Source organism: Muricomes intestini (genome assembly GCF_004346165.1).
Lineage (GTDB): Bacteria > Bacillota > Clostridia > Lachnospirales > Lachnospiraceae > Muricomes > Muricomes intestini.
Map to the genome: position 1 here is coordinate 25962 of NZ_SLZZ01000031.1, position 10584 is coordinate 36545.

10 protein-coding genes are annotated in these 10584 nt (G+C 38.5%); all 10 read right to left on the bottom strand.

Annotated features, from left to right (window positions below):
* Window positions 1-94: 94 nt before the first annotated feature.
* The 10 genes from EDD59_RS15405 to EDD59_RS15450 all read right to left on the bottom strand — a co-directional run bounded on the left by EDD59_RS15405 (window position 95) and on the right by EDD59_RS15450 (window position 10373).
* Window positions 95-1000: a dihydrodipicolinate synthase family protein gene (locus EDD59_RS15405; RefSeq protein ID WP_132383487.1), complete on the bottom strand. Its 906-nt coding sequence runs from the start codon at window positions 998-1000 to the stop codon at window positions 95-97.
* A 41-nt stretch (window positions 1001-1041) separates the two neighbouring features.
* Complete coding sequence (locus EDD59_RS15410) at window positions 1042-2007, bottom strand: LysR family transcriptional regulator (protein WP_132383489.1); 966 nt, start codon at window positions 2005-2007, stop codon at window positions 1042-1044.
* 39 nt (window positions 2008-2046) lie between these two features.
* Window positions 2047-3009 (bottom strand): phosphoglycerate dehydrogenase, encoded by a 963-nt coding sequence (locus EDD59_RS15415; RefSeq protein ID WP_132383491.1) that lies wholly within the window; start codon window positions 3007-3009, stop codon window positions 2047-2049.
* A gap of 53 nt (window positions 3010-3062) precedes the next feature.
* Window positions 3063-3902: a carbohydrate ABC transporter permease gene (locus EDD59_RS15420; RefSeq protein WP_132383493.1), complete on the bottom strand. Its 840-nt coding sequence runs from the start codon at window positions 3900-3902 to the stop codon at window positions 3063-3065.
* Entirely contained in the window at window positions 3902-4789 is an 888-nt protein-coding gene (locus EDD59_RS15425; RefSeq protein WP_132383495.1) for a carbohydrate ABC transporter permease, read from the bottom strand. Before EDD59_RS15425 ends, EDD59_RS15420 begins: the two co-directional genes overlap by 1 nt.
* Window positions 4790-4838: 49 nt before the next feature.
* Complete coding sequence (locus EDD59_RS15430; protein ID WP_165920960.1) at window positions 4839-6197, bottom strand: ABC transporter substrate-binding protein; 1359 nt, start codon at window positions 6195-6197, stop codon at window positions 4839-4841.
* Between the two features lie 386 nt (window positions 6198-6583).
* The gene (locus EDD59_RS15435; protein ID WP_132383499.1) at window positions 6584-7525 is read right to left on the bottom strand and encodes an alpha/beta hydrolase; all 942 of its coding nucleotides are present in this window, start codon (window positions 7523-7525) and stop codon (window positions 6584-6586) included.
* A gap of 29 nt (window positions 7526-7554) precedes the next feature.
* Window positions 7555-8820, bottom strand: a complete 1266-nt coding sequence (locus EDD59_RS15440) for an MFS transporter (RefSeq protein ID WP_132383501.1) — start codon at window positions 8818-8820, stop codon at window positions 7555-7557.
* A gap of 20 nt (window positions 8821-8840) precedes the next feature.
* Window positions 8841-9638: an alpha/beta fold hydrolase gene (locus tag EDD59_RS15445; protein ID WP_132383503.1), complete on the bottom strand. Its 798-nt coding sequence runs from the start codon at window positions 9636-9638 to the stop codon at window positions 8841-8843.
* Window positions 9639-9848: 210 nt separating this feature from the next.
* Entirely contained in the window at window positions 9849-10373 is a 525-nt protein-coding gene (locus EDD59_RS15450) for a MarR family winged helix-turn-helix transcriptional regulator (RefSeq protein WP_132383505.1), read from the bottom strand.
* Window positions 10374-10584 lie beyond the last annotated feature (211 nt).

The window sequence follows — 10584 nt, forward strand, 5'->3', positions numbered from 1 at the left end:
CCCCTGATACCTACGATTGCTCCGCACTTTGCTTTTATAATTATCAGAATTTTCTGAAAATGGCGAGCAAAAGGGACAGTCCCCCTTTACTCCTTTACTTCGTTACATCCAGATAATCCATACTTTCTATCTGTTCAATAAATTCTTTCTCTTCCTGGGCAGTTAGCTCCCTTAAAGGTTTTCTCATTGCTGCAGATGCAATAATACCTCTATGCTTTAAGGCAGCTTTATACCGTGCCATATTATTCGCTCCACTGATATAAGTAATCAATCTATTTACCTTAGCCTGAAGTTTTTGAGCCCTTTCATAATCTCCAGCCCTAAACGCCTTATAAATTTCCACATAATGTTCTGGAATTACATTAGAGTTTCCTGATATCGTTCCATCACCCCCAGAAGCCAGCATCGCATAAAAAAGATCATCCGGGCCGGCGAGGACAGAAAAGTCACCATTATTTACATCCATAAATTGAAGCAGACGAGGCATATCAGGATAGCTATATTTAATGCCAACTATGTTTGGACATTTTTTTGCAATCTTATCTGCAAGCTTGGGGGTAATATCATTACCTGCTAACTGTGGAATACCATATAGGTAAATGGAAAACTCTTCTCCCACACTGGAAGAAATATCACTATAGTATCGGAGTAGTTCCTCGTCATCTAACTTAAAATAATATGGAGTAACGACACCAATACCATCTGCACCTGCATCTTGGGCATGGCGGGCCAGTTCTATTGTGTCTTTTGTAGTAAGTGCCCCTACCATTGAAAAAACCTGCACCCGCCCCTGTGATGCATCAAGAACACATTCAAGAATCTTTTTTCTCTCATCTTTTGTCAGATAGCACATTTCTCCAGTGGAACCATTTGGATATAATCCATCAACACCTTTTTCAATCAAATAGTTGCACAAATTTGTTAAACTTTTATAATCCACTTCTCCATTTCCTTTCATAGGACAGGAAATAGGAGTGTTCACACCATACATTTTTTTCATATTATTGACCCCCAATCTATGTTCTGCAAGTTCTTATACCATCATACGATATCAAATCTTTTCCCATATTCCTTCTCCAAAAACTTTGATATTTTTTTCAAGGCTCTCGTCTGGCCTGCCTTTTTTTCCGATACGAAAGCAGTCGAACTTACAATGTTTTCCTTTAACGGGACTAATTTGCAGCCTTCTAAATCATAATAGTCGATAACATTTTCAAAAGCTAAATATATCATGTTTTGTTTTGATACAATCTTTAATGTCAGGTCGACATTTCCACTAACAATATATCTGACATTTGGGCGAAATCCTGCTCGAATACATGCAGACTCGGCTATTGTACGAAGGTCAGTATCCTTAGGCGGCATAATAAAATGCTCATTCTTTAAACCAATCAGTGATATGATTTCATTATTTGCTAAAACATGGTTTTCCGGTACAACTGCCACTAATCTATCGATAATAATTGGATATATATTGTATAAATGTTCATCCAGGAAATCAGTTCTCAAGATTGCAAAATCACACTCACCTCTTCTCAGAGCCTGAGAAACATAAGAACTTTCTGCCAGCTCATTAATACTAATAACCAAATCTGGATTCTCTCTATTAATTTTAAAAATCACATCCTCAATCGAATATGGCAGTATCACAGGTATAGAAAAAATATTAACCGGATAGGTCTGGAATGTGGAAAAACTATCCACTACATTAAGCATTTCATTATATATTCCTAGCATTTTATGAGCATACTCCAAAAATTGTTTTCCTGCAGGAGTGAGTATTATACTCTTTTTTTTTCTTGAAAAAAGTTCTATTCCCAGCTCATCCTCCAGATTCATAATTTGCTTTGAAAATGATGACTGCGATATATTATTCTCCGCTGCCGCCATTGTAAAATTACCTATACTTGCTGCTGAAACAAAATAATTTAGCTGGAATATGTCCATCTTAACTCCCCCCATCGTAATAAAATTTCTCATCACCTGTATGAAAAGTAAGTAAAACATTAGGACATGTGATCATTATTTTTTGTTTTCCGCTAGCGACTATCTATTCAACCAGTTGGCAGGCTCCTTACCTTCCATTACATCAATAATTACCTGTGCATCAAAATATGCCACAGACTCAAACGTTTCATATGTATCGGCAGCCTGATGCGGCATGCAAATAAGATTATTCAATGTCAACAATGGGTTATCCTTTTCGACCGGCTCAACAGTAAACACATCCACTGCCGCGGCAGCAATCCATTTTTCATTAAGTGCGCGGTACAATGCATCTTGATCAATGATAGGGCCACGAGCAACATTGATAAGAATTGCTGTTTCTTTCATCGACTTTAACTCTTTCTCTCCGATTAGCCTTTTTGTTTCATCATTCTCCGGGATATGAAGAGATATCAAATCACTCTTCCTTAACAAATAGTCCAAACCAACAAAGGAAACATTCAGCTTTTCTGCGGCTTCTTTATTTTGAAATACGTCATATGCCAATATTCTCTCTACACCAAAGTTTTGAAGTAACTTTGCCACATACTGTGCAATAGCTCCAAATCCTACAAGACCATATGTTTTTCCTCTAAGTGTGCTACCTGCATAGCGCATCCACCCGCCATTTTTCGTAGTGTTGCAAAGTTCAACAAGATTTCTCAAAGATGCTAAGGCAAACATAATCGTCGATTCACCTACAGAATCACAATTCATTCCTTTTGCATTACACACCTTTACCCCATGCTTTTTTGCTGCATTGAGATCTATACAATCAACACCAACACCAAACCTTGCAATGACTTTCAGTTCAGGATACACATTAAAAAGAGCATTGTTCCATTCTTCACATCCGGCAATGACACCACATACATCAGCTCCAAGCGCCTTGATTTCATCAGAAGTCATTACTGTATCACCATGGTACTCAAGTATTTCATATCCATTATTCTTGAGTAATTTAATTGCCTTTTTACATCTCTCTGAAAAGAGAGGAATTGTCGATAATACCTTTTTAGCCATGAGACCTCCTAATTTCCTTTAAATGTATGGAACCGCACCTTTTCCGGATGCGCTTACCCTTTTACCGCTCCAGCTGTAAGACCTGTAATAATATGTCTTTGCAAGAAGAAAGAAATAAGAATAATAGGTAATGTAATAACAACAGATGCCGCCATAATGCCGCCCCAATCTACATTAGAATACGAAATAAACTGATAAATTGCGATTGGCAGTGTTGTCGTTTTACTTGAACACAGAATCAAAGCAAACATAAAGTTGTTCCAGGAAAAAATGAAAGTTAATATCCCTGATGTTAAAACTCCTGGTGTAGATAAAGGAATCATAATTTTCATAAATGTACCAAAGTTTGATGCCCCATCAATCTTTGCCGCCTCTTCCAGTTCTTTTGGAATGGATTCAAAATATGGCATCATAATCCAGATAATCATAGGCAGCGAAACAATTAAATGGCAAACAATCAATGATGTATAAGTTCCTGTTAACTTCAACTTCGTAAAAATCAGATACCAGGGAACTAAAAAAGAAATTGCAGGCACAATACGAATCATCAATATTATTCCTGAGAACAAATGCATCCTTGCTCTTCCTATCGCATATGCTGCCGGCAATCCTAAAAACAAAGCAATCACAGTTGCCGCAAAGCTGATTAAAAAGCTGTTGAAGATTGGCTTCAGGAAACTATAGTCAATAAAAACACTAATATAGTTTTTTAATGTAGGAATAAAATCAAACATTTTATCAACGTTGAGTATATCAGCGTTTTTCTTAAATGAGGCCAAGAGCATCCAGACAAATGGGAATAATACAACTACAAGTATAAAAATAATAATGATGAAAAACGATATTTTTCGAATCATTTTAGATTTTTTTGAGCCAACAATGCGATCTCCCATTAAAAATCTACCTCCACTCTACTCTTGAGTTTAATTGTCAATGCTGCGATACCCAGTACTATGACAAAGAAAATAATTAATGTTGCACCTGACTGCCCAAATTGCATAAATTCAAAGGCCTGCCGGAACGAGAGAATGTTCATCGTCTCTGTTGAATATCCTGGTCCTCCTTGTGTCATGGAATAAATAATATCAAATGTCTTTAATACATCAATTAATCTTAATAGAATCGCAGTAAAAATGGTTGGGCGAAGCAGTGGCAGCGTAATTTTCCTTGTTGTTTGCCATCTTGTAGCACCGTCAATCATAGCTGACTCATAACAGTCCATCGGGATGGAAGTTAATCCAGCCAGCACAATCAGCATAACAAATGGTGTCCATTGCCAAATATCTACTCCTATTAACGAGTATATTGCAATAGCAGAATCACCAAGCCAGTCAATCTTAGGACCTCCCATTCCTCTAATAACGGAGTTCAAAATTCCAATATTAGGTTCGTATATTAATTTCCAGACCATTCCTATTGCAACCGGTGTCGCTACCATGGGCAGCAAGAAAGCTGTTTTAACGATATTTTTTCCCCAGAATGAACGATTCAAGAATAGAGCTATTGCAACACCTAAAATCACTTCAATAATCAATGCTATTGCCGCAAAAAGGAAAGTTCTAAATACTGCAAGTGGAAATCTGGTATCTCCAAATAACGAAGCATAATTTTCCAATCCAATAAACTCCCAGGGAATATTTGCTGACATCCTCCAGGAATGAAAGCTTAACACGAAAGTGTAAATAATTGGGAACAATACCATGCCTAACACAAAGATTATGGTCGGTACGGTAAATACATAATATAGTCGCTTATCAAGCCATTTTCCAATTTTCCGCATAGTTTTCCTCCCTTATTTAAATGCTAAGCAACTTATTCTACATGTATAGTTATGGAGTCTTTTCTGAATCTAGCAGTTTCTGTAAATCTGCATTTTTCTTATCTAAAAGTTTCTGAAGTTCATCATCATCTACACCTTCAATTGCCTTTGTCACTGCTTCACCGATTAAATCACGTGCACTGCTTACATTAATCATATAAGGTCTTTCTGAGCCGTAAGACTTTGGCCCTGCTTCCGCTGCCAGCTTCTGCACTTCTTCCGGCCAGGGGCTATAGTCGCCCTCCCAAACTGAAAGCCTGGCACCAGAATTGCCATTTTTCTGTGCATCATTCTGCATTTCTTTACTTGTAGCCCATTTAATAAATTCCCATGCAGCCTCTTTATTTTGCGACCCATAACTTATACCATATGCCCAAGCAGTAATATAATAGTTTCCATAATCGCCATTTGGCCCCACAGGAACATCAAAGAATCCAATTTCATCAAGGTTAATTGCCGAATCATCTTCATTCCATGAACCCAAGTTTGTATTTGCATCTAGTCTCATTGCAGCTTTACCCTGTGTGAAGAGATTCCAGGTCTCAGTCCATGTCATATTAAGAACACCATCAGGACCATAGTCCCTTAACAATTTTCCATAAAATTGGAATGCTTCAAGTGCTTCAGGTGTATTAATGGCAGCATTTCCATCCTTGTCGAAGAAATCAGCTCCAAATGCTCTTAAAAAGCAAGAAAACTGTGTGACAGACGGATTCCCCATACCTCTGCAGGCAAATCCGCAAATATCATTAACCGGATCATCAAGTTTCCCAGCTGCTTCATATAATTCTTCCATCGTCGTAGGTAATTCGGTAATACCTGCTTCTTTGAACATCGTCTTATTGTAATAAATAACACCTGACTCAGTCATTGCCGGTAAGCAAACAGCATCTCCATCTTTATTGGTACAAACGTCACGGCAAGCTTCCATAAAATCATTATAATCAACCTCTGAATCTCTCTCAATATAAGGCTGCAGATTTTCTAACCATCCGTTTTGAGAATATAATAATGTTTCATCAAGTGGGCGAATCATCATTACATCAACATCTGTTCCCCCGGCAGCCATACTAACAGCAATCTTATTAGATGCCTGCTCATTGCTGTATTGTTGGAATTCAATCTTAATTCCCAGCTCTTCTTCAAGTTCATCTGCATGATCAAGGACAGTTTGAGCAACTACATTATCAATACCAATTACTTTTAAGGTACAGTCAAATTTCTTCGATTCAGAGTCACCAGTATTAGTTTTGTCCGTTGATGTACTGTTATCTGCCGATGCATCACCACTTTCGCCCTTCCGGCCACAGCCAGAAAAAGATGCTGCAATCATAGATGCTGCTAAAAGTACCCCCATAATCTTTTTCAAATTCCTAGATTTCATACATTTCACTCCTTTCTCCTGACCCAGTCTTCAGGAGCAACAAATCAATACAGCACTATAAGTTTGCTAAATAGATAATCTTATCTTACAGTATATGCATTTTCATTGGTCATCTTAACTATATTCCCCCGGTAATATCTTGTTCTATAGTGCAACCATACCATATCTTCTTTTCGTTTTACAATTCAAATGCGGAATCAATTGATTCCCAGATGGAATTATACTGTATTGACATAAGATGGAGTTTTTTTACATTTACTATAGCAGTTCCAAAATATAACATGTTTAAAGGCAGTAAAAAATGACTAGCACATTTTTGCACTAATCATTTTTTATACACTATTTAGTCCATGCACATCTAGTGTGCTGTCTCATTGACCTTCAGCAAAGGCTTCTTTCAACACGCGTACATATTCATCAATTACTTTCTTTGTAGAGGGGAGGCCATACTGCTCAAAGCCATGGAAAACACCGTGATACAAGTGAAATTCCACATCCACTGCCGCTTGGCAGAGACGCATAACAAAATCCAGATTCTCATCGCGAAAAACATCTAATTCTCCGACAGCTATATATGTCTTAGGGAGTCCTCTTAAATCTTCTGCAAGTGCCGGTGAGGCATAATAGGGAACTTTATCCCGCTCCAAGTTTCCCAGATACTGATTCCAGGCAAAAGCGTTTGCTTCACGATTCCAGGAAAAAGGGATGGCATCCTCCGTAAACTCCTCATTTGCAGGAGCATTATTTTTGTAATTCAGCATTGGGCAAAGAGGCATCTGGAAAAAGATATTAGGTCCTCCTTTATCTCTTGCCATTAATGCCGTTGAAATAGCAAGGTTTCCACCGGCACTGGCTCCGCCAATTGCAATCTGGTTTTCATCAAAACCCAGGCGCTTTGCATTATTTGCTAACCAGACAAGACCGGCATAACAATCTTCAAGAGGAATGGGGTAGGGGTGTTCAGGTGCCAGGCGATATTCTACCGAAGCAATAATTAAGCCGGCCTCTGTTGCAAACCTTTCAAACATGCCATCATCCATTTCGGGAGTCCCTATACTCATACCCCCGCCATGAGTCCAATATAACAGTCCCGGATTTTTGTCTAGGTTTTCTTTTGATCTGTAAAAGTGCATTCGTAATCTTGTGTCCCCATTATTAAAAGTTTCATCCCAGAAATCAACCAAGGGCGGATTTGACAGGCCACTGGGCAGGGGAACCTGCCTTATTAGTTCGACTGGTACAGACGTATCCATTTTGGGTAAGGTATCAACAATTCTTCTAAATTCAGGTAAAAACCTTTTTTTATCTAACATAGCTAACGCTCCTTCCTATATGTTTACGGTTATTCATTCACGACATCTTTTTCTTGCTCTTTAGTGGCAGTTTCTTTTAATGTCTCTTTCATAAATACTGAGGCCAATAAGCAAAGCCCCGCAAAAGCCATAGCAAAAACTAAAGCCATTGTTAGTCCATATTTGTTTGCGACTACACCTGCCACAGCCGGGCCAATCGTCCCTCCGATAATTTCCCCGGCGCATAAACAAATGGAATATGCCGTCGTAATTAACATTGGACTAACAGATTCGCCTACGATTACATAAGTATTAAGTGACATAGCACAGCCCCCTACCAGAAAACTAAGACAATAAAGAATTAGAGGTAATGAAGAATTCATATTTGACTTGAATACAATTAATACTAATGGTGAAAGCAGGAGGCCTATACTGCAAATCATATAGGAAGGTTTTCGTCCAAAACGATCTGATATTGCCGGAAGGACAATATTTGAGAGCATTCCCATAATGCCGCTGGCAGCGATCATGAGCGATAAGCGGCCTGTTGAAGCGTTGGTTTCATTTGCCAGGAAGGCAGCTGCATAAGTACTCAGGCAGAGTGTAAATCCAATTGAACCAACAGCACCAATTATGCCCAGAATAAAATTTCGAGTTTTAAAAAGTTCTCCTATATCTTTTGCTGATATTTTATTATTTTCTTCATGTTTTTGTTCAATAGGGTTCTCTAACTTGTTTGTTTTTAAAATAAGCCCTAATAAAAGAGCTATAACACTTCCAATAATGCCAATTACAATAAGCGGTGACCTCCATGCAGATGGGCCTGTTTGGGCCACACCTGGTATAATTGCAGCAGGAATACTCTGTCCAATTAACCCGGTCCCGGCAATTAACAATCCTTGGTTTAGTCCGATGTGATTAGGTGACGACACCTTTCTTGCGGTGGTTTGTAATAATGGGAGCAACGGTCCCTGGAAAATTCCGATGAGAGCTCTTAATATGAGGACTGTTTGAATATTTGGAGCATAGCCTACCAAAATACTTAAGACAGCGGATAAGAATAAGCAGCCCACCATGAATAATTTTTGTTTGTGCAGATAATCAGCCAGAGAGCCTAATACCAGGGATGAAACAGCCCAGGCGATTGCATGAACGGACATAATCAGTCCCATCTCTACCGGAGTTATAGCTATGTCGCCAATATAAGCAAAGGTATTGGTAATGCCAAAACGCATCGCCATAACAGCACCAGTGCTAAAGAATAAGATTAAAATAATGAGTTTCTCATGCTTTACAGGGGATTCCTTTTTAGACATCTTCTTTCCTCCTTGATAAATTATAAATATTTTGCAATAACCCGCTTCATATACTGAGCATATTCTGCCGGAATACTAATTTCCGGATGATGCGAGCAGTTAAACCATGTAACAGGGCAGTTTCCTCTCTTTGCCGTGGCAAGATTTGCATAGACAAGCCAGGATGGGGTCCAGGTTCCCACTGAAAAATCAACCGGAGGCATCTTCTCAAAATCTTCTTCGGAGTAACTATCTGTATCAACCGTTCCCAAATACCATTGCTGCCAGAAAATATTATTTTTCTCAATTCGTGCCCGAGCAGCACTATCTATAGCCCCCGCTGTGTCCGCGTTGCATACTCCCCAGAAATCTCCACTGTTTAGATTTCCAGTAAGATACTTGTCAAATGTGCTAATATTTTCAAAAAATGAAAAGCCCGCCTCTGGGAGAGGTGTATCAGCCTGTAATGCTGCCTCATGAACCATTACATTTCTAATTAAGGAAGGGTGACGCCTGCCGGCAGATAATACCGTTTGGCCGCCTGAGCTGCAGCCATATATAGTCGCCTTTCCTTTGTCAAAGATGCGGATAATTTCAGCCAGGTCATCACCCAATAAGGAGGGGGTTACCTTTTGAGGGGAAGAATCCATAGATCGTGTCCCGCCACGCATGTCAAAAGTAAGTGTTGTAAACTGGTCTGACAACTCTTTTGCTAAGTTGTCATAGGGTCCGCAATCATTAGAGCCATCAGGAACCAGCACTACCAGAGGGCCACTACCTCTTGTTTCACAGTAAAAATCAATACCATTTGCTTTAATATTCATCGTTTCCTTTTCCAAATTAACAAGCCTCCATTATCTCTTTTATTATTATTTCCTTAGGAAAGTATATACTTTCTTATAGAATATATATTTTTTTCACAAAAGTCAATGTACAATACTTATAAACTAATTAGTAAAAAATTAGTAATTATGCCAAGACGGCTGTTACACCAATGATTTCAATTGGTGTAACAGCCGTCTTGAGTTTATTATGCTTTAAGTATGGTCCTATTCAATCGGAACCAATTTCTGAGATTCAGCATCGGCAGATTCCTCGTTCAGTGGCCAATCCCCGATTATACTTAATATTTTATTATATGTTTCAATATATTCCTTCGGAATAGTTCCAATCAATTGATAAATTTGTTCAAAAACATGTTTTTCAACATAAGCACTATAATTCTCATAAGTTTTTTTGCCATAGGCTGTTACGCATAAAATTATATCTTTGCGGTTGCCTGGCGTATGATATTTTTCAACAATTCCATTTTTTTTAAGGCGCTGAACTACCTTTGAAAAGGCACTTTGTGTAATACCTAATTCTTCTGCAAGCGTTGACATATTCATTCTGCGCCCCTCGTTTATATATATCTTCTCAATTACTTGATAATCAGAGGTTGTGAGTTTTATATCGGTACCGTAATAAGCAGCAATTTTACTGAATCTGGCATATTTGTTGGCAAACTGCATTAGTGGTGACATGACCTCTGCGTACATAGACATCCACTCTAAACCTGTTTTTTTTGCTTTCAAAACATTCCTCCCCAAACAATATTAATGCATTTAAATCTATTTACTTTCATTTCTGAACTATAATAACACCCCAATATCATTTTATCAATACTGCATATAATATTACTAACAAAACCGTAACAGTTCAGCCATCAGCTCGATTCCACCCCAAGGGTACCGTCCTTGCTAAACAACCACACTACGGTTGCTAACCAAGGACATGTGCTGCGCT

Coding starts and splice junctions, on each gene's coding strand:
- EDD59_RS15420 (WP_132383493.1), bottom strand. CDS start 3,902: ATGGGAGATCGCATTGTTGGCTCAAAAAAATCTAAAATGATTCGAAAA.
- EDD59_RS15435 (WP_132383499.1), bottom strand. CDS start 7,525: ATGTTAGATAAAAAAAGGTTTTTACCTGAATTTAGAAGAATTGTTGAT.
- EDD59_RS15415 (WP_132383491.1), bottom strand. CDS start 3,009: ATGGCTAAAAAGGTATTATCGACAATTCCTCTCTTTTCAGAGAGATGT.
- EDD59_RS15440 (WP_132383501.1), bottom strand. CDS start 8,820: ATGTCTAAAAAGGAATCCCCTGTAAAGCATGAGAAACTCATTATTTTA.
- EDD59_RS15410 (WP_132383489.1), bottom strand. CDS start 2,007: ATGTTTTACTTACTTTTCATACAGGTGATGAGAAATTTTATTACGATG.
- EDD59_RS15425 (WP_132383495.1), bottom strand. CDS start 4,789: ATGCGGAAAATTGGAAAATGGCTTGATAAGCGACTATATTATGTATTT.
- EDD59_RS15405 (WP_132383487.1), bottom strand. CDS start 1,000: ATGAAAAAAATGTATGGTGTGAACACTCCTATTTCCTGTCCTATGAAA.